The following is a 19649-nucleotide window of genomic DNA, read 5'->3' on the forward strand; positions in this document are numbered from 1 at the left end:
TCACCGCCAGCGGATACGCGTGCCGGCCGCCGATGGTTCATCCGCGTGCCGCGCGAGTCGCATCCGGGCCGGTAGCCGCCGGGCCGTCAGGTCCGGATAAGAATTTCGGCGAACTTCCAAGATGGTTCGAACTGTTCCGGCGCTCCCCCCGTACCTCCTCGCGATGGGGCACTGACCAATGCCGCATGAGTACTGACTCCCAGAGGAGTTCGAATGATCCGAAACCAGCACAGACGGCGGTTCAGGCCCGTCCTGAGCGTCCTTGCCCTGGGTGGGGCAGGGGTCGGGCTCGTCGTGGCGAGCGTGACCCCGGCTGGGCCGGCGACGACGACCACTGCACTGGCGCGGTCGGTTCTCGCCGCGGCCCCCGCCCTAGTGAGCTCGGCCGCGGCGCCGACCGTCAACTGCCCCTCGGTCGCCGACAAGCTGCCGCAGATCCCCGCCGCCGCCAACGCGGAGGTCCAGCAGAACCTGAACCTGCTGAAGACCCAGATCGACGAGGCGAACCGCCGGATCGTCACCACGGAGGGACAGGGCGGGCCCAACTTCATCCAGAACGCGATCCTCGGCCCGCTGGCGGACAAGCGCCTGGCCTCGTTGAACCGGATCGCCACCGCGATCGCCAGGACCGGCGCGGCGCGCCCGGACAACCTGCAGGGACTCGCCAAGTGCGCCCTGAACAACGCCGGGCAGAACGGTGGGAACGCCGGCGGCCAGAACGGCGGCAACCAGAACGGCGGCAACCAGAACGGCGGCCAGGCGGGCAACGGCCAGAACGGCGGGAACGCCGGCGGCCAGAACGGCGGCCAGAACGGCGGCCAGGCCGGTAACGGCCAGAACGGCGGGAACGCCGGCGGCCAGAACGGCGGAAACCAGAACGGCGGCCAGAACGGCGCCGCCCCCACGGTGAACTGCCCGCCGGTGGCCGACCGGCTCGGCCAGATCCCCGCCGCGGCGCAGGCGGAGGTGCAGCGCAACCTCGACCTGCTCGACACCCAGATCCAGGAGGCCAACCGGCGGCTCGCCGCGACCGTGGGCCAGGGTGGGCGGAACTTCATCCAGAACGCGATCCTCGGCCCGCTGGCCGGCAAGCGCCTGGCGACGCTGAACCGGATCTCCACCGCGATCGCCCGGACCGGTGCCGCCCGTCCCCAGGGCCTGCTGAACCTGGTCCGGTGCACCCTGAACAACGGTGGCGGGAACAACGGGGGCGACAACGGCGGGAACAACGGTGGGAACAACGGTGGTGCGACACCGGCGCCGTCGGCGTCCGCGTCGCCCAGCGCCTCGCCCACCGGCGGCGCCGGCGGGGCCACCGGCCCGTCGCCGGAGGACTTCGTCGACATCCGCCGCGTCCAGCCGAACGTCAACCGGCCGCAGGTCGGTGCGAACGGCTCCCGGGGCTCGTTCATCACCCAGTGCGGTCGCAACGAGAACGGGCACTTCAACTCCGACAACGTCATCGTGGCCCCCGGCGTGACCAACGGCGCCCACCACGTGCACGACTACGTCGGCAACCTGGACAACAACGGCTTCTCCACCAACGACAGCCTCAAGGCGGCCGGCACCACCTGCCGCAACGGCGACAAGTCCTCGCACTTCTGGCCGGTGCTGCGCCTGCAGAACCAGCGGGGCAACGACGCCGACAAGGCCGGCGGTGGCCTGGACGGCAACATCGGCCGGATCGTGCGGCCGGCCTCGGTCACCCTCAAGTTCGGCGGCAACCCGCAGAGCAAGGTCGTGGCGATGCCGGAACTGCTGCGCATCATCACCGGTGACGCCAAGTCGTTCACCAACGGCACGACCAACGCCAACGCGAGCTGGTCCTGCACCGGCTTCGAGAACCGCCAGCTGAAGGACAAGTACCCGATCTGCCCGCGCGGCAGCCAGGTGGTACGGACCTTCAACTTCCAGAGCTGCTGGGACGGCCAGAACATCGACAGCGCGAACCACCGCACGCACGTGGCCTTCGCCGCGCCGGACGGCGCGTGCCCGGCCGGGTTCCAGGCCATTCCCGCCCTGCAGCAGCGGATCACCTACAACGTGCCGCCGGGCCCGGGCTTCGCGGTCGACAGCTTTCCCGAGCAGCTGCACAAGCCGGTGACCGACCACGGCGACTTCATCAACGTGATGCCCGAGGCGCTGATGAAGCGGGCGGTGGACTGCATCAACACCGGCCGGCGCTGCTGAGCGACGGCGCGGACGCGGCGGCCCGGCGGGCCGCCCGGACATGACGAGGCCGCCCCGCGAAGAGGTTCGCGGGGCGGCCTCGCCGCGTGTCCGGCCGGCCGCGGGGTCGCGGCGGCCGGGCACCACGGTGCGTGCCGAGACGCGCCCGGGGATCGGGCGCGCGCGGGACGGCTAGAAGTACCAGTCGTCGTCCCAGTCGTCGCAGTCGTCCCAGTCGTCGTACCAGTCGTCGTCGCAGCCGCCGCGGCCGAGGCGGCCGGGGGTCGCGGTGGCGACCATGGTGAGGGTGAGCAGGGCGCCGGTGGAGATGAGTCGTCTGAACATGAGATCACTCCGTAACCCGATGGTTGGGTGACCCCGCGCGGGTCGCGCCGGGCCGACGGGGCGTCGTGATGGGGTTTCCCGGGATACGCCAATACGGCGCGGTACAGCTCTCACGGTAACCAGAGCCCGCCGCACGGTCACCCGGGCGGAGGCAAATCCGCAGCATGGGTTCCGGCAAAACGGACATCTCGCCCGGCGGTCCCGGGGGGCGGTGTCCGGCACCGCCGCCGTGCGGCGGCCGGCCGATAAACCAGTTGACCTGAACCATTGTTGAGCTTTTAGCCTGGATCCAGCCGATCACTGCGGCGCGTCCTGCGAAACGTGGGCGCCGCCCCGCGCCGGTCCCGCTAAGATTCGTACACGCGTTCGATCGGGCGCGATCGGCACCTGCCCGCTCACCGGTGCTCAAGACAGCTAAGGACTCTCGCGATGAGCATGGAAATGACCGCATGGCATTCGCTGTACAACGCCATGCACGCCCAGCAGGACCGGCGGCCGTTCTCCATGGCCACGCTGCGGCGCATCGGCGTCTTCGCCCGGCCGCACCGCCGCGCGCTCGCGGCGTTCCTGGTGCTGAGCGTGGTGACCGCGGTGCTGGCGGTGGCCTCGCCGGTGTTGGCCGGCCGGGTGGTGGACGCGATCGTGCAGCGCGCCGAGTTCGGCGTCGTCGCCACGCTCGCCGCGCTGATCGCCGTGATCGCGCTGCTGGACGCCGGCCTCGGCCTGCTCACCCGCTGGCTGTCGGCGAGCATCGGCGAAGGGCTGATCCTGGATCTGCGGCGGGCGGTGTTCGACCACGTGCAGCGCATGCCGGTCGCCTTCTTCACCCGCACCAGGACCGGCGCGCTGGTGAGCCGGCTGAACAACGACGTGATCGGCGCGCAGCGCGCGTTCAGCGACACCCTGTCCGGCGTGGCGGGCAACCTGGTGACGCTGGTGCTCACCCTGTTGGTCATGCTCGGGCTCTCCTGGCAGGTGACCCTGCTGGCGCTGGTGCTGCTGCCGGTCTTCGTGCTCCCCGCCCGCCGGATGGGCTCCCGGCTGGCCCGCCTTGAGCTGGAGGCCGCCGACCACAACGCCCACATGAGCACCCAGATGACCGAACGGTTCTCCGCGCCCGGGGCGACCCTGATCAAGCTCTTCGGCCGGCCGGCCAACGAGTCGGCCGAGTTCGCGCTGCGCGCCCGGCGGGTGCGCGACATCGGGGTGCGCACCGCCATGCTGCAGATGATCTTCGTGACCGCCCTCACCCTGGTCTCCGCGCTGGCCCTGGCCGTCGTCTACGCCCTGGGCGGTTACTACTCGCTGGCCGGCCGGCTGGAGCCGGGCGCGGTGGTGGCGCTGGCGCTGCTGCTCACCCGGCTGTACGCTCCGCTGACCGCGCTGGCCAGCGCCCGGGTCGAGGTGATGAGCGCCCTGGTGAGCTTCGAACGGGTCTTCGAGGTGCTCGACCTCAAGCCGCTGATCATCGAGCGGCCGGGGGCCGTCGCGGTGCCGGAGGGCCCGGTGGCGGTCGAGTTCGACAACGTCCGGTTCGCCTATCCCGCGGCCGACAAGGTCTCGCTGGCCTCGCTGGAAGAGGTCGCCGCCCTCGACAACCGGGGCGGCGTCCAGGTGCTGCACGACGTCTCCTTCCGCGCCGAGCCCGGGCAGATGGTCGCGCTGGTCGGGTCGTCCGGCGCGGGCAAGTCCACGATCGCCCAGCTCGCCGCCCGGCTGTACGACGTCGACGCCGGGGCGGTCCGGCTCGGCGGGGTGGACGTCCGTGACCTGACCGCCGACTCGGTGCGCGAGACCCTCGGCATGGTGACGCAGGACGGCCACCTGTTCCACGAGTCCGTCCGGGCCAACCTGCTGCTCGCCCGGCCCGAGGCGGACGAGGAGGAGATCTGGGACGCGCTGCGGCGGGCCCGGCTGGCCGAGCTGATCGCCGGGCTGCCCGACGGGCTGGACACCGTGGTCGGCGAGCGCGGCTACCGGCTCTCCGGCGGGGAGCGCCAGCGGCTGACCATCGCCCGGCTGCTGCTCGCCCGGCCCCGGGTGGTCATCCTGGACGAGGCCACCGCGCACCTGGACTCCACCTCCGAGGCCGCCGTGCAGGAGGCCCTCGGCGAGGCGCTGGCCGGCCGCACCGCGGTGGTGATCGCCCACCGGTTGTCCACCGTGCGCCAGGCCGACCTCATCCTGGTCATCGAGAACGGCCGGGTGGTGGAGCGGGGCACCCACGAGCAGCTGCTCGCCGCCGGCGGCCGCTACGAGCAGCTGCACCGCACCCAGTTCGACCAGACCCCCGTCCAGCCGGTCTCCTGAGGAACGGCCCGGCGGTCTGCCCCACCGAGACGGCCGCCGCAGCGTCCAGGGCGAGGTCCAGCCGGTCTCCTGACGAACGGCCCGGCGGTCCGGGCGACGCCCGGCCGGGCCGCCGCCGGATCGCCGGGACCGCCGGGGCCGGGCTCTTCGGGGCCGCCGGGGCCTGGAGGGCCGAGATCTACCGGGCCGCCGGTCTTCGCCCGGCGGGGCGCCGCGCGCCGGGCGGGACGATCTTTGCCGGGCGGCCCGGCGCGGTGTACCAGGCGGCCCGGGCGGGCGGGAGAGCATGGCGGGGTGGGGGACAGGCGCTGGCTCTTCGCCGACCAGCTCGGCGGGCACTTTCTCGACTCGCCCGGCCAGCCGGTGCTGCTGATCGAGGCGCGGTCGGTGCTGCGCCGCCGCAGGTTCCACCGGCAGAAGGCCCACCTGGTGCTCTCCGCGCTGCGGCACCGGGCCGCCGAGCTCGGCGAGCAGGCCCTGCATGTGCGGGCCGAGACCTACGGCGCGGCGCTGGACCAGGTGCCCGGCCGGCTGTCGGTCTGCCATCCCACCAGCCGGGCCGCCGACGCGTTCGTCCGGCGCCGCGACCGGGTGACCGTCCTGCCGGCCCGGGGCTTCACCACCACCGCCGAGGAGTTCGCCGCCTGGGCCGGCCGGCGCGGCCACCGCCGGTTGCTGATGGAGGACTTCTACCGGGACGCCCGGCGCCGGCTGGACGTGCTGATGGACGGCGACCGGCCGGCCGGCGGCCGGTGGAACCTGGACGCGGAGAACCGCCGCCCGCCGCCGGCCGGCGGGCTCGGCGTCCCCGGCCCGTGGCGGGCCGAGGAGGACGAGATCGACCAGCAGGTCCGCGACGATCTGGACCGCTGGGAGCGGGCCGGCGAGGTGGCGTTCACCGGCCGGGACGGCCCGCGGGTGTTCCCGGCCACCACCGGCGAGGCGCGCCGGGCGCTGCGCCATTTCGTCGAGCACCGGCTGCCCGCGTTCGGCCCCGCCCAGGACGCGATGCTGGCCGGCGATCCGGACATGGCGCACAGCATGCTCTCCCCGGCGCTCAACCTCGGCCTGCTCGACCCGATGGAGTGCGTGCGCGCGGCCGAGGCCGCCTACCGGTCCGGCCGGGTGCCGCTGGCCAGTGCCGAGGGGTACGTCCGGCAGCTCATCGGCTGGCGCGACTACGTGTGGCACCTGTACTGGCACTTCGGCGCGGGGTACGTCTCGCTGAACCGGCTGGCGGCCCACGCGCCGCTGCCCGGGTGGTTCGAGACGCTGGACGCCGAGGCGGTGACGGCGCGCTGCCTGTCGTGGGCGCTGCGCCAGGTGCGCGACACCGGCTTCACCCACCACATCGTCCGGCTGATGGTGCTCGGCAACCACGCCCTGCAGCGCGGCTACGACCCGGCGGCGCTCACCGGCTGGTTCCACCGGTGCTTCGCCGACGGGTACGAGTGGGTCATGGTGCCGAACGTCATCGGCATGTCCCAGCACGCCGACGGCGGGATGCTGGCCACCAAGCCGTACGCGGCGGGCGGCGCCTACATCGACCGGATGAGCGATTTCTGCGGCGAGTGCCGCTACCGGCCGGACCGGCGGACCGGCGCGGACGCCTGCCCGTTCACCGCCGGCTACTGGTGGTTCGTCGCCCGCAACCGCGAGCGGCTGGCCCGCAACCCGCGCACCGCCCGCGGGGTGGCCGGGCTGCGCCGGCTCGCCGACATCGACGAGGTCTGTGCCCGGGAGGCCGGCCGCGGTGCCGCGCCCCCCTAGCGTGCCCCCTGGCGCGCCGGGTCAGTAGACCCGCAGCGAGGCGGTGCTCTCCAGCGGGCCGCCGTCCAGGGCGGTACCGAGGTCGGGGTAGATGTCGAAGGCGGCTTTCAGCCCGGTCAGGTCCATGATCTTCCGCGGTGCCGGGCACAGCGAGCACAGGGCGCACGAGCCGCCGCCCCTGCGGGCGTGCGAGCAGGCCATCACCAGCAGCCGCAGCCCGGCCGAGTCGATGAAGCTCAGCCGGGACAGGTCGAACAGCAGCCGCGGCGGGCCCTCGCGCAGCGCCTCGTCGATGCTGGCGCCGAGCCGGGACGACTCGTTGCGGTCGATCTCGCCGATCAGCGTGATGACGGTGAACTGGTGGCGGTTCTCCCGCCGTACGGTCAGGGGCATGTCGGCCTCCCGGCGTACCGGGGCGCGGTCAGCGGCATGTCGACCTCCGGGCTGGGCTTGCCCCCAGTCTTGTCCCGCGACGTGCGACAACACAAGGGCATCGGCCAGGAAACACCGTGACCGGCACCGGAGCGGCCTGGGGCCGGCGCCCGCGGGTGCCCCGCGGGCGCCGGCCGGACGGTCAGAACAGCGGGACGCCGTCGCGGACCAGCCGCCAGTTGGTCTCGGCGAACGTGGCCGGGTCGATGGTGCCGGCCGCGGCCGCCGCGTCGATCAGCGCCTGGCGGATCTCCACCTGGGCGTTGTAGACGACGGGGGCGGCGGCGATGTGCGGGAAGCCGCCGCCGCCGGACTGCCGGTAGTTGTTCACGGCCACCAGGAACTCCTGGCCGGCGGCGACCGGCTCGCCCTGGTAGGACAGGCCGGTGATCCGCTGCCCGGCCGGCCTGGCCACGTCGATGTCGTAGGAGACGCCCGACAGCTGGTCGTAGTTGTAGTCGGGGATGCCGCCGGCGTTGGTCAGCGCCGCCGGGTCGGCCGGGGCACCCGGCGCGAGCTGGTTGAAGTACCGGGCGGAGTACTCCAGATAGTCCTTGATCTGGGCGCCGGTCATCTTCACGCCGAGCAGCGTGTTGTCGTACACGTACAGCCCGGCCATGTCGCGCACGCTCACCGGTCCGGCCGGGAAGACGGCGGTGCGGCTGAACGGCGCGGCGATGGACAGCACCGGCAGCGACGCGTCCGGGGTGCCGGCGACGGCGGCGGCGACCAGGCCGGTCTGCACCTTCTGGATGTAGTCCAGGATGGCGGTGTCCTTGTACGGCGACTCGGCGGCGGACAGCTCCTGCCGGGACTCGGCGATCACCTTGTTGACGTAGCCGACGGTCGTGTCGTGCTGGTCCTTCATCAGCGAGACGATCTTCGGGTCCTCGGCGGCGGTGTTGGCGTTCAGCGTGGCGGAGGACTTGCCGGTGACGGTCCATCGGCCGCGCTGCCGGGTGAGGGTGAAGTCCACGACCGACAGCCGCTGCCCCCACTTGCCGGGCTCGGTGAGCAGCACCTGCGCCCCGGTCCGCTTGTTGGTGACGAACCGCTGCGGCACGTCGTTGTGGGCGTGGCCGAACAGCACCGCGTCGATGCCGGGCACCTGTTCGGCGACCATCGCCGAGGCGTTCTCCACCGGCAGGTCCGTCCCGTAGGACGACATGCCGTTGTCGCCGGCGTGCGCGGTGACCACGACGACGTCGGCGCCCAGGCCGCGGATGACCGGCACCCACTTCTTCGCGGTGGCCACCAGGTCGAGGAACTTCAACCGGCCCTCGACGTTGGCCTTGTCCCAGATGGCCACGCCCGGGTTGGTGAGCCCGAGCACGCCGACCCGGACGGGCCGCTCGCCGGGGACCTTCATCGTCTTGATGACGAACGGCAGGTAGGCGGGTAGGCCGGTCCGGGCCGACACCGCGTTGGCCCCGAGGACCGGGGCCTTCATCTGCTTCACCCAGGTGGCCAGCAGCGGCAGGCCGTAGTTGAACTCGTGATTGCCCAGGGTGACCGCGTCGTAGCCGATGGCGTTCATCGCGCGGGCCATCGGGTGGGTCTGCCCGGTCTCGGTGACCGGCTCGACCTTGGCGTAGTAGTAGTCGAGCGGCGTGCCCTGGATGGTGTCGCCGGAGTCGAACAGCAGGGTGCGGCCGGCGCCGCGCTCGGCGCGCACCTTGTCGACCAGGGTCGAGATCTTCGCCAGGCCGACGTCGTTGTGCGCGCTGTCGTCGTACTCGGCGTTCTTGTAGTAATCCCAGTTCAGGGCATTGCCGTGGATGTCGGAACTGGCCATCACGGTGACCTGCACCGTGTGGGCGGCGGGGGATGAGGCCAGGGCGGCCGGTGCCGTGAGACCGAGGGTGGTGGCCACGACGGCGCCGGCGGCGATCAGCCTGCCGATCGGGGGACGCATGGCGAGGACGTTAGCCAGCGAAAGTTACCTGCCGGTCACAAGGATCTTATCCGCCGTCCCCGCGCGCACGTCGGGCCGGACGGCGCCGGAGGCATCCGGACGCGCCCTCCCGGCCGAAGAAAGATCCGTACGGCGGATCCACGCGGCGGCCGGCTCCTCGCGGGTCCGGCCCGGGGGAAGGGGCACGACATGGGGGACGGCGCGCGGGACGGCGGGCGGGACGGCGGGCGGGACACCGTGGTGGTCGTGGGGGCCGGGCTGGCCGGGCTGGCCTGCGCGCTGCGGCTGGCCGGGGCGGGGGTGCCGGTCCGGGTGCTGGAGGCGTCCGACGGGGTGGGCGGCCGGGTGCGCACCGACCTGGTGGACGGCTTCCGGCTGGACCGCGGCTTCCAGGTCTTCAACACCGGCTATCCGGAGGTCCCGCGGGTGCTGGACGTCCGGGCGCTCGGCCTGCGGCCGTTCAACTCGGGCCTGCTGGTGGTCCTGGACGGGCGGCGCGAGCGGGTGATGCTGCCCTGGCGGCATCCACGGGACGCGTTCAGCGCGGTGCTGGCCCGGGTCGGCTCGCCGGTGGACAAGGCGGCGCTGGCCGCGCTGACCGCCCGGGATCTGGCGCTGCCGGGTTCGGTGGTGCGCGGTTCGATGGCGCGCGGTGGCACCGAGCGGACCACGGTCGAGGAGCTGCGGCGCTGGGGTGTCTCGCCGCGGATGGTGGAGACGCTGCTGCGGCCGTTCCTGTCCGGCGTGCTGCTGGAACGGGAGCTGGAGACCTCCAGCCGGATCTTCCACCTGTTCTGGCGGTCCTTCGCGCGCGGCACGATCGGCGTGCCGTCGCTCGGCATGGGACGGGTGCCCGAGCAACTCGCCGCGCGGCTGCCGGCCGGCACCGTGGCGTTGGAGACGCCGGTCGCCGCGCTGACCGCGGACGGGGTGACCACGGCGGACGGCGCGCAGGTGCCGGCCGCGGCGGTGGTGGTGGCGACCGACCCGGCGGCGGCGGCCCGGCTGCTGCCCGGCCTGCCGGTGCCGGAGATGCGGTCGGTGACCACCTTCTACCACGCCGTGCCCCGCTCGCCACTCGGTGAGGCGACGCAGCTGGTCGACCCCACCGGGGTGATCGCCGACACCCTGGTGCTGACCGACGCGGCGCCGGAGTACTCGGCCGACGGCCGGGCGCTGGTGTCCACCTCGGTGCTCGGCCGGGCCGGCGACCGCGACGAGCCGGCGGTCCGGGCACGGCTGGCCGAGATGTACGGCGACACCTCCGGCTGGGAGCACATCGCGACCTACCCGATCCGGGCGGCGCTGCCGGTGATGCGGCCGCCGATGCCGCTGCGCCGGCCGGTCCGGCTGGGCGACGGCCGCTACGTGTGCGGGGATCACCGCGACACCGGGTCCATCCAGGGCGCGCTGGTGTCCGGGCGGCGCGCGGCGGACGCGGTGCTCGCCGATCTGGCCGGCGCCGCCCGCTGACCTCCACGGCCTGACCGGTGCGCGGCGCCGGATCCCGGCCGCGACACGCCTTCTATCCGACAACTCGTTTAGTCTTGACAATAAAAGTGTTCGGTGAGAACGTGGAGGCACGCAGGGAGGGATCCGCCGGATCCCCGCCACCGGAGGAGGACGACATGACGCACCCGTTCGAGATCCGCAAGGACGTCCCGCTGGCCGCCGACGCCGGCCGGATCTTCGAGGCCATCGCCACCGGTGCCGGCCTGAACTCCTGGTTCATGGGCCGCAACGAGGTCGAGCCACGGGAGGGAGGTAAGGCGCGGCAGTTCTTCGGTGACTTCCCGGTGGAGGCCACCGTGACCGCCTGGGAGCCGGGCAGGCGCTTCGGCTACCGGGGTGGCGAGGGCGATGACGGTACCTACATGGCGTTCGAATTCGACATCGAGGAGCGCGGGCGGCAGGAGTGCGTACTGCGCTTCCGGCAGCACGGCGTCCTCGGTGATGGCGGGCAGGCGGAGGTGGATGCGTTGAACCGAGGCTGGGACATGTACCTCCACACCTTGGACCAGTACCTCAAGCACTTCCCGGGGCAGTTCGCGCTGGTGGTCTTCGCCGCGCGCCCCGGGCAGGCGGGGGACGAGTCGGTGTGGCGGGCGCTGGAGCGCGGGCTGGGCCTGCGCGGCGAGGTGGTGCAGGGAGACAGGGTGCGGCTCACCCCGGAGGGGTTCAAGCCGATCGAGGGCGTGGCCGACTACGTGGCCAAGGGCTTCCTCGGGGTGCGCACCGGCGACGGGCTGTACCGCTTCATCGAAGGGATGAACAACACGCTGGTGGTCGGCCACCACATCTTCGCCGACAAGGTCGACCCCAAGGAGGTCGAGCAGGCATGGCAGAACTGGCTGACCAAGCTGTTCCTCTGACCGGGTGCGGCGGAAGGCGCCGACCATGACCCCGGTGGCACGGCGGCCCTCGCCGGGCCCGTACCTGCAGGAGGGCGGCGGACCGGCCGGTTCCGGCCGGTCCGGACGCCGCCGCTCCGGTCGCCGGGGACGGTGTGCCGCCGCCCGCCCGCCAGAATGATTCCGACAAATAATCACTTCATCTGAAATAGAGCAGAGAAATGGGCAAGCAGCCAATTCAGTCGGCAAACCGGAATAAAGCCATGAATGGCGCTGCGAACCGGAATCCGATCGGTGCCGGTTCCCGCTCGGGTACGATCGGCGTAGGCGGGGACGGCGGGAGGACTCCCGGCACCACCTGGGACTGAACGAGGACGCGTGACGATGCTGGTCGAGCTGACGATGTGCCCAACCGTTGAGCCCGGCGCGTCGGCCGGCTCCCCGGTGGACGGCATCCGCATTCTCGCCCTGCTGCCCGATCAGTGGCGCAAGGACCTCCGCCAGGCGAACGGCGAGATCGTCATCCGGGTGGAGACCGCGGACGGCACCACCCCCGCCCAGATCGAGGCCACCGTCACCGAGGCCCTCACCGACCCGGCGATCAGCCACTGGCGGCTGCGCGCCTGCCAGACCCTGGCCGCCGGCCCCGACGACCCGCGCTGACCCGCGCTGACCCGCCGGCCTGCGCCGGCCTGCCGGGTCCGCCCGCGCCCCGCGCCGGTCAGCCGGCCGTCTCGCGGAAGGTGAGCCCGTGACCGAGGCCCGCCGGCCGGGCCGGCACCGCACCGCCGTCCGGCTCGCCGGTCCCGTCGAACAGCGCGGACTCCACGCGCGCGTGGTCGTGGAACCACTCCACGTGCCGCAGCCCGGCGGTGGCCGCGGCCACCGGGACGTGCAGGTTCGGCGCGCAGTGCGCCGACACCTCGATCCCGTGCCCGGCCGCGACGGCCGCGGCGCCCAGCCACCCGGTGTAGCCGCCACAGCGGGTGGCGTCGATCTGGAGGCAGTCCACCGCGCCCGCCGCGCACATCCGGGTGAAGTACGCCAGGTCGCAGCCGTACTCGCCCGCGGCCACGTCGGCCTCCACCATGCCGCGCACCAGCCGCAGGCCGGCCAGGTCGTCGGAGGACACCGGCTCCTCGAACCACCGGACGTCGTGCTCGCGCATCCGGGCCGCCACCCGCACCGCCTGCTTGGCGGTGTAGCCGCCGTTGGCGTCCACGTACAGCTCGGCGAGCGGCCCGATCACCCGGCGGGCCAGCGCGACCCGGTGCAGGTCGCGCTCCTCGGCGGTGCCGGCCGACTCGCCGATCTTGATCTTTACCCGGGGGATGCCCTGGTGGTGCACCCAGTGGCGTAGCCGCTCGGCGGTCACCTCGTCGGGATAGGTGGTGAAGCCGCCGGACCCGTACACCGGGACCTCGTCGCGCACCGTGCCGAACAGGTCGGCCAGCGGCACGCCGAGCAGCCGCGCCTTCAGGTCCCACAGCGCCACGTCCACCGCCGACAGCGCGTATCCCGCCATCCCGGGCCGTCCGGCGTTGCGCACCTGGCGGACCATCGCCGTCCAGGCGCGCGGCACGTCCATCGCCGGCAGCCCGGTCACCACGGCGGCCAGCGTCTCCTCGATGAACCCGGCCGCCGCCGCCGGGGCGTAGGTCCAGCCGGTGCCGGTGCGGCCGCCGGCCTCGGCCAGGGCCACGACCAGGGTGGTCCGGTCCCAGGCGAGGGTGCCGTCGCCTTCCGGCCGGTCGGTGGGCACCTGGCGGGCCAGGGCTCGAACCGTGCGGATGGTGGTCACCGTGGGCCCGTACCCGGCCGGCCTTCGGCTAAGAGTGATAGTCACCCCTTGTCGAATGTTTACCTGTGGAAAATGTTTAGCCGGGGAGATGCGGGCATGCCCGCCGATATGACGCGAATCGCTTCCGAAGAACTGATCGAGCGGCTGGCGGCCTGGGGGGTCGACACGGTCTACGGCCTCCCCGGGGACGGCATCAACGGGATCATGGAAGGGCTGCGCCGGCACGCCGACCGGGTGCGGTTCGTCCTGGTGCACCACGAGGAGGCGGCGGCCTTCATGGCGGCCGCGCACGCCAAGGCGACCGGCCGGATCGGGGTCTGCCTCGCCACCTCAGGCCCCGGCGGCATCCACCTGCTGAACGGGCTGTACGACGCCAAGCTGGACCACCAGCCGGTGCTCGCCATCACCGGCCAGCAGGAGACCAGCGTGCTCGGCACCGGCTACCAGCAGGAGGTGAACCTGGAGCAGCTGTACGCCGACGTCGCCGAGTACAACCTGACGGTCACCAACCCCGCCCAGCTCCCCGGCGTGGTCGACATCGCGATCCGCACCGCCTATGCCCGCCGCGGGGTCGCCCACCTGTGCCTGCCGAACGACGTCCAGGTCGCCGACGCCGACGCCGATCCCTTCCAGCACGTCGCCCCGGCCCGGCCGCCGGCCACCGCGCCGATCTACCTGCCCGCGCCGGGCCGGCCGCGCGAGGAGGACCTGCGGGCGGCGGCCGAGGTGCTCGACGCCGGAACGCGGATCGCCATCCTGGCCGGCGCCGGCGCGCTGCACGCCCGGGAGGAGGTGCTGGCGGTGGCCGAGAAACTCGGCGCGCCGGTGATCAAGACGCTGCCCGGCAAGGCGGTCATCCCGGACGACTCCCCGTACGCGGTCGGCGGCATCGGGCTGCTCGGCACCCGGCCGGGGGAGGAGCTCGTCGAGGACTGCGACACGCTGCTCATGGTGGGCACCAACTTCCCCTACACCAAGCACCTGCCCGAGCCCGGGAAGACGCGGGTGGTGCAGATCGAGGCCGACCCGGCCCGGGCCGGCGTCCGGATGCCCACCCAGGTGCCCATGATCGGTGACGCCCGGGAGGCGCTGGCCGCGCTGCTGCCGCTGCTCACCCGGCACGAGGACCGCGGCCACCTGGCCAAGTACCAGAAGGCCATGGCCGGCTGGCGCGAGGACATGGCCGCGCTGGAGTCCGCCGGCCGCCACCCGATCGCCCCGCAGTACCTGATGAGCGTGGTGGACCGGGCGGCGGCCGACGACGCCATCCTCACCTGCGACTCCGGCACCATCGCCACCTGGGCGGCCCGGCACTGGACCATCCGCGGCGACCGGCGCTTCTACCTGTCGGGCAACCTCGCCAGCATGGCGCCCGGCCTGCCGTACGCCATCGCCGTGCAGCACGCCTTCCCCGGCCGGCAGGTGATCGCCTACATCGGTGACGGGGGCTTCGCCATGCTGATGGCCGAGTTCCTCACCGCGGCCCGCCACCGGCTGCCGGTCAAGGTCGTGATCAACAACAACGACTCGCTGGGCCAGATCCTCTGGGAGCAGATGGTCCTCGGCTACCCCGAGCACGGCGTGCGCTTCGGCGAGCCGGCCTCCGACTTCTCCGGCTGGGCCCGGTCCTGCGGCGCCTACGGTCGCAAGATCACCGACCCGGGCGAGGTGGACGCGGCGGTGCGCGAGGCGCTGGCCTACGACGGGCCCGCCCTGCTGGATGTGGCCGTCAATCCCGACGAACCCCCTATGCCGGGCAAGGTGTCCTACGAGCAGGCCAAGAAGTTCGCCCAGGCCTTCCTGAAGGGCCAGCCGCGCAAGGCGTCCATCGCCACCACCCTCTTCAAGGACAAGCTCTCGCAGTTCGGACGGTGACCCCATGGCCGGACACCTCCTGCCGCCGCCGGTGCGCACCCGTCCCGGCGAGCCGTACATCCGGGTCCGCGATCTGGAACGGGACCTGGCCGCCCGGGTGGACGGGGAGGTGCGGTTCGATCCGGGCACCCGGGGCGCCTATGCCACCGACGGATCCAACTACCGGCAGGTGCCGATCGGCGTGGTGGTGCCCCGCACGATCGAGGCGGCGGTCGCGGCGGTCGAGGTGTGCCGCGCCCACCGGGCGCCGATCACCTCGCGCGGCGGCGGCACCAGCCTGGCCGGGCAGACCTGCAACACCGCCGTGGTCATCGACTGGTCCAAGTACTGCCACCGGCTGGTCTCGGTCGACGCCGGCGCCCGGACCTGCGTGGTGGAGCCGGGCATCGTGCTGGACGAGCTGAACCGCCGGCTGGCGCCCACCGGCCTGATGTTCGGGCCGCGCCCGTCCACGCACGCCCAGTGCACCCTGGGCGGGATGATCGGCAACAACTCCTGCGGCTCCACCGCGCAGGCTTTCGGCAAGACCGCCGACAACGTGCGCCGGCTGGAGATCCTCGCCTACGACGGCACCCGGATGTGGGCCGGCCCCACCTCCGAGGAGGAGTACGCCGCGGTGCTGGCCGCCGGCGGGCGGCCGGCGGAGATCCACCGCGAGCTCCGCGAGATCGCCGCCCGGCACGCCGGTCAGATCCGGGAGCGCTACCCCGCGATCCCGCGCCGGGTGTCGGGCTACAACCTGGACGCGCTGCTGCCCGGTGGCCCGTTCGACCTGGCCCGGGCGCTGGTCGGCTCGGAGGGCACGCTCGTCACCGTGCTGCGCGCCGAGCTGAGCCTGGTCCCGGTGCCCGCCGCCGAGGCCCTGGTCGTGCTCGGCTACCACGACATCTGCGCCGCCGCCGACGCGGTGCCCCGGGTCGCCGCGCACCACCCGCTGCAACTCGAGGGCGTCGACGACCGGCTGGTCGGCTACGAGCGGCGCAAGGGCATGCACCCGGCGGCGCTGGGCGAGCTGCCCGAGGGCGGCGGCTGGCTGATGGTGTCGTTCACCGGCGACTCCCGGCGGGAGGCCGACGCGCGCGCCCAGCGGCTGCTGGACGAGCTGGCCGGTACCGAGCACCGGCCGCACGTCGCCTTCTTCGATCGGGAGAAGGCCGAGAAGGAACTGTGGGAGCTGCGCGAATCCGGACTCGGCGCCACCGCCCGGGTCCCCGGCATGCCGGAGACCTGGGAGGGCTTCGAGGACTCGGCGGTGCCCCCGGACCGGCTCGGCGACTACCTGCGCGACCTGCGGCGGCTGCTGGCCGAATCCGGCTACGACGGCGCCGCGCTGTACGGGCACTTCGGCCAGGGCTGCGTGCACACCCGCATCCCGTTCGACCTGGTCACCGCGGACGGGGTGGCCGCGTTCCGCGCCTTCCTCGGCCGCGCCGCCGACCTGGTGGTCTCCTACGGCGGCTCGCTGTCGGGGGAGCACGGCGACGGTCAGGCGCGCGGCGAGCTGCTGCCGAGGATGTTCGGCCCCGAGGTGGTGCGCGCCTTCCAGCAGGTGAAGGCGGTCTTCGATCCCGGCGACCGAATGAACCCCGGCAAGGTGGTGGCGCCGTACCGGGTGGACGAGAATTTGCGGCTGGGCAGCGGCTGGACGCCGGCCGACCCGGACGTCCACTTCGGCTACCCCGCCGACCAGGGCAGCTTCCAGCGCGCCGTCATGCGCTGCGTCGGCGTCGGCAAGTGCCGTGGCCACCAGGACGGCGTCATGTGCCCCTCCTACCGCGCCACCGGCGAGGAGGAGCACTCCACCCGGGGCCGGGCCCGGCTGCTGTTCGAGATGCTCGACGGCCACGCCGACTCCCCGGTGCGCGACGGGTGGCGGTCCACCGCCGTCCGGGACGCGCTGGACCTGTGCCTGTCCTGCAAGGGCTGCCACAGCGACTGCCCGATGGGGGTGGACATGGCCACCTACAAGGCCGAGTTCCTCGCCCACCACTACGCGGGCCGCCCGCGCCCGGCGGCGCACTACTCGATGGGCTGGCTGCCGCTGCTGGCCCGGCTGGCCGCCCCGGTGTCCGGCCTGGCCAACGCGCTCGCCCACGCGCCCGGCCTCGGGCGGGCCGTGAAGCGGCTCGGCGGCGTCGAGCCCGCCCGCCCGCTGCCGTACTTCGCGCGCACCCGGTTCACCACCTGGTACCGGCGCCGCGGCCCGCGCGGCGGCGGCGAGCGCGGCCCGGTGCTGCTGTGGCCGGACACCTTCACCGAGAACTTCCACCCGGAGGTGGGCCGGGCGGCCGTGGAGGTGCTGGAGTCGGCCGGTCACCGGGTGGTGGTGCCGCCGCGTACGCTGTGCTGCGGGCTCACCTGGCTGTCCACCGGGCAGCTCGGCGTCGCCCGCCGGGTGCTGCGCCGCACGGTGCGCACGCTGGCCCCGCTGCTGCGGAGCGGCACGCCGATCGTCGGGCTGGAGCCCAGCTGCACCGCCGTGCTGCGCCACGACGCCGGCGAGCTGTTCCCCGAGGACCAGGACGTGCGGCGGCTCGGCGAGCAGACCCGCACCCTGGCCGAGCTGCTCGGCGCGGCCGAGGGCTGGCGGCCGCCGCGGGTCGCCGGCACCGCGCTGGTGCAGCCGCACTGCCACCAGCACGCGGTCCTCGGCTTCGACGCCGACCGGGCCCTGCTGGAGCGGATGGGCGTCGGGCCGGCACGGGTGGTCGGCGGCTGCTGCGGCCTGGCCGGCGACTTCGGGTTCACCGCCGGGCACCTGGAGGTGTCCATGGCCTGCGCCGAGCACGAGCTGCTGCCCGCGATCCGGGACGCCGCCGACGATACGATCGTGCTCGCGGACGGCTTCAGCTGCCGCACCCAGATCGAGCACGCCGGCACCGGCCGGCAGGCGGTGCACCTGGCCGAGCTGCTGGCCGCCGCCGGGCGCGGCACGCCGGAGGCGGCCGCGGACGGCGCGGTGGCGTTCGGCGCCCGTCCCGAGCGGCTGATCCGGCGGCGGTCGGCCCCGGCGCGGGCCCTCGGCGCGGTGCCCGCCCGGCCGGCCGATCCGCCGGGACGCCGGTGACCGGCCGGCCGGCGGCCACACGGAAGGAGGGCCGGTGCGGACCGGCGAGAACGGGCACGCCGTGGCGGCGGAGGACGGGGACCCGCGCGACACCGCGTGGCGTGTGGAGGAGGCGTCGCTCGTCCTGGTGGAGCTGACGCTGGACGCCGTGGTGGAGCACGGCGACCTGTCGGTCACCCAGCTGCGCACGCTGCTCGCGGTCGAGCGGCACGGCCCGCTGAACCTGAGCGCGCTCGCCGCGCACCTGGGCGGATCGGTCTCGGCCGCCGGGCGAGTGGTGTCCCGGCTGGACGGCGCCGGGCTGCTCACCCGGGCGCTGTCGCCGCGCAGCCGCCGCGAGGTCAGCATCGAGGTCACCCCGCTCGGGCTGCTCTCTCTGGAGCGGCTGCGCGCCGGACGGCGCCGGCACATCGCCGAGGTCCTGTCCCGGCTGCCGGCGGCCAGCGCCGAGGCGCTGGCCCGGACGCTGGCCGAGTTCACCGCCGCCGCGCGGGCCACGGACCCCCCGGCGCCATCGCCTGGCGCCGGGGAGGCCGGATGACCGCGGCCCCGCAGGCGGGCACCTGCCCCGGGGCCGCGGTCGCGCCGGGCGGCCGTCAGGCCGCGGCGGCGACCGGGGAGTAGGCCGAGGCGTCCCCGGCGAGCGCGACGCTCGGCCGGCCGTCCACACCCACCGGGACGTCACCGGCGATCGTCACCCGGTGCCCTCCCGGCACGTTGACGCTGCATCCGGTAATACCTACCGTTAATATCGGTTTCATTGATCGGGGTCGCCGATCACTCCCGCCGCGAGCCGCCGCCCGTCCGCCGGGCCGGTCACGTCCCGCCCACCACCCGACCGTTGGAGAACGTCATGAGCCGCCGCCAGCCGCCCATCGAAGCGACCGTCGCCGTGATCGGCGGCGGCCCGGCCGGTTCCGGGCTGGCCGGCCGGCCCGGCCGGCGGCATGCTGCACGTGCACCTGATCGACCCCTGCCATCCCGGCGAACCCGCCGGGGAGCCGGGCGGGCCGGCCGGCCGGGTGCACGTGCACCGGATCGAGGCCGCCGACCTCACCGATCTGCCGGCCGGCCAGCGGCTGACCCTGGCGGACGGGCGCCGCCTGGACGTCGGCGCCGTCGTGCTGGCGCCCGGCCGGGCCGGCGCGGGCCCCTGGGACACTGGGAACGGCCAAGGCGCCGGGAACACCGGGAACACCGGGAACACCGGGAACACCGGGAACACCGGGAACACCGGGAACACCGGGAACACCGGGAACACCGCGCAGACCTGGGACGACGCCGCCTTCGCCGCGGCGCACGGCCTCACCCACCTGGCCGACGGGCACCGCGCCGCCGCCCGGGCCGGCCGCATCCCCTCGGCGGAACCGGTGATCGTCCGCGGCGCCGGGCTCGCCTTCGTCGACCTCGTCGGCCGCCTCACCACCGGCCGCGGCGGGCGTTTCACCCGCGACCGGGCCGGCGAGCTCGTCTACCTGCCGAGCGGCGCGGAGCCGCGGCTGTACGCCGGCTCCCACCGCGGCGTGCCGCACCGCGCCGCGCGCTCAGGTTCGCCGTCCGGTGGCGGCGGGCGCCGCGATCCCGCGGTGAGCCCGGGGACGGATGCGCGATGAT

The 19649-nt window shown here is 73.8% G+C and carries 14 protein-coding genes; 10 read left to right on the forward strand and 4 right to left on the reverse strand.

Annotated elements, in window-relative coordinates; all coding sequences use genetic code 11:
- Positions 1 to 303: 303 nt before the first annotated feature.
- Positions 304 to 2190, forward strand: coding sequence for a DUF1996 domain-containing protein (locus Sru01_RS26415; RefSeq protein WP_239137755.1), 1887 nt, complete (start codon positions 304 to 306; stop codon positions 2188 to 2190).
- A 171-nt stretch (positions 2191 to 2361) separates the two neighbouring features.
- Here Sru01_RS26415 and Sru01_RS26420 read toward each other — a convergent pair whose 3' ends face one another.
- Positions 2362 to 2514, reverse strand: a complete 153-nt coding sequence (locus tag Sru01_RS26420) for a hypothetical protein (protein WP_203990904.1) — start codon at positions 2512 to 2514, stop codon at positions 2362 to 2364.
- A 429-nt stretch (positions 2515 to 2943) separates the two neighbouring features.
- Here Sru01_RS26420 and Sru01_RS26425 point away from each other — a divergent pair, with 429 nt between their 5' ends.
- Together Sru01_RS26425 and Sru01_RS26430 are read left to right on the forward strand one after the other, a co-directional pair.
- Positions 2944 to 4824: an ABC transporter ATP-binding protein gene (locus Sru01_RS26425; protein WP_203990906.1), complete on the forward strand. Its 1881-nt coding sequence runs from the start codon at positions 2944 to 2946 to the stop codon at positions 4822 to 4824.
- A 294-nt stretch (positions 4825 to 5118) separates the two neighbouring features.
- A complete protein-coding gene (locus Sru01_RS26430; protein WP_203990909.1) occupies positions 5119 to 6594 on the forward strand; it encodes a cryptochrome/photolyase family protein in 1476 nt (491 codons plus the stop codon).
- 21 nt (positions 6595 to 6615) lie between these two features.
- On the opposite strand, the gene Sru01_RS26435 is transcribed toward Sru01_RS26430, so the two are convergent.
- Positions 6616 to 6987: an STAS domain-containing protein gene (locus Sru01_RS26435; RefSeq protein WP_203990912.1), complete on the reverse strand. Its 372-nt coding sequence runs from the start codon at positions 6985 to 6987 to the stop codon at positions 6616 to 6618.
- A 181-nt stretch (positions 6988 to 7168) separates the two neighbouring features.
- Entirely contained in the window at positions 7169 to 8941 is a 1773-nt protein-coding gene (locus tag Sru01_RS26440) for a bifunctional metallophosphatase/5'-nucleotidase (RefSeq protein WP_203990915.1), read from the reverse strand.
- Between the two features lie 189 nt (positions 8942 to 9130).
- On the opposite strand from Sru01_RS26440, the gene Sru01_RS26445 reads away from it, so the two are divergent.
- The 3 genes from Sru01_RS26445 (at position 9131) to Sru01_RS26455 (ending at position 11955) form a co-directional block, all read left to right on the forward strand.
- On the forward strand, positions 9131 to 10414 hold the full coding sequence (locus Sru01_RS26445; RefSeq protein WP_203990917.1) for an NAD(P)/FAD-dependent oxidoreductase: 1284 nt from the start codon (positions 9131 to 9133) through the stop codon (positions 10412 to 10414).
- Between the two features lie 155 nt (positions 10415 to 10569).
- Positions 10570 to 11313, forward strand: a complete 744-nt coding sequence (locus Sru01_RS26450) for an SRPBCC family protein (RefSeq protein ID WP_203990920.1) — start codon at positions 10570 to 10572, stop codon at positions 11311 to 11313.
- A 363-nt stretch (positions 11314 to 11676) separates the two neighbouring features.
- Complete coding sequence (locus tag Sru01_RS26455; RefSeq protein WP_203990968.1) at positions 11677 to 11955, forward strand: hypothetical protein; 279 nt, start codon at positions 11677 to 11679, stop codon at positions 11953 to 11955.
- Positions 11956 to 12013: 58 nt separating this feature from the next.
- On the opposite strand, the gene Sru01_RS26460 is transcribed toward Sru01_RS26455, so the two are convergent.
- Entirely contained in the window at positions 12014 to 13093 is a 1080-nt protein-coding gene (locus Sru01_RS26460; RefSeq protein WP_203990923.1) for an enolase C-terminal domain-like protein, read from the reverse strand.
- A gap of 108 nt (positions 13094 to 13201) precedes the next feature.
- Between Sru01_RS26460 and Sru01_RS26465 the strand changes: the two genes are divergently transcribed.
- The 4 genes from Sru01_RS26465 to Sru01_RS26480 all read left to right on the forward strand — a co-directional run bounded on the left by Sru01_RS26465 (position 13202) and on the right by Sru01_RS26480 (position 19648).
- Entirely contained in the window at positions 13202 to 14968 is a 1767-nt protein-coding gene (locus Sru01_RS26465; protein ID WP_203990926.1) for a thiamine pyrophosphate-dependent enzyme, read from the forward strand.
- A 4-nt stretch (positions 14969 to 14972) separates the two neighbouring features.
- The gene (locus Sru01_RS26470) at positions 14973 to 18035 is read left to right on the forward strand and encodes an FAD-binding and (Fe-S)-binding domain-containing protein (RefSeq protein WP_203990929.1); all 3063 of its coding nucleotides are present in this window, start codon (positions 14973 to 14975) and stop codon (positions 18033 to 18035) included.
- A gap of 34 nt (positions 18036 to 18069) precedes the next feature.
- Positions 18070 to 18576, forward strand: coding sequence for a MarR family winged helix-turn-helix transcriptional regulator (locus tag Sru01_RS26475; RefSeq protein ID WP_203990931.1), 507 nt, complete (start codon positions 18070 to 18072; stop codon positions 18574 to 18576).
- Positions 18577 to 18982: 406 nt separating this feature from the next.
- The gene (locus Sru01_RS26480) at positions 18983 to 19648 is read left to right on the forward strand and encodes an FAD/NAD(P)-binding protein (RefSeq protein WP_203990933.1); all 666 of its coding nucleotides are present in this window, start codon (positions 18983 to 18985) and stop codon (positions 19646 to 19648) included.
- Position 19649 lies beyond the last annotated feature (1 nt).

The organism is Sphaerisporangium rufum, assembly GCF_016863395.1.
Lineage (GTDB): Bacteria > Actinomycetota > Actinomycetes > Streptosporangiales > Streptosporangiaceae > Sphaerisporangium > Sphaerisporangium rufum.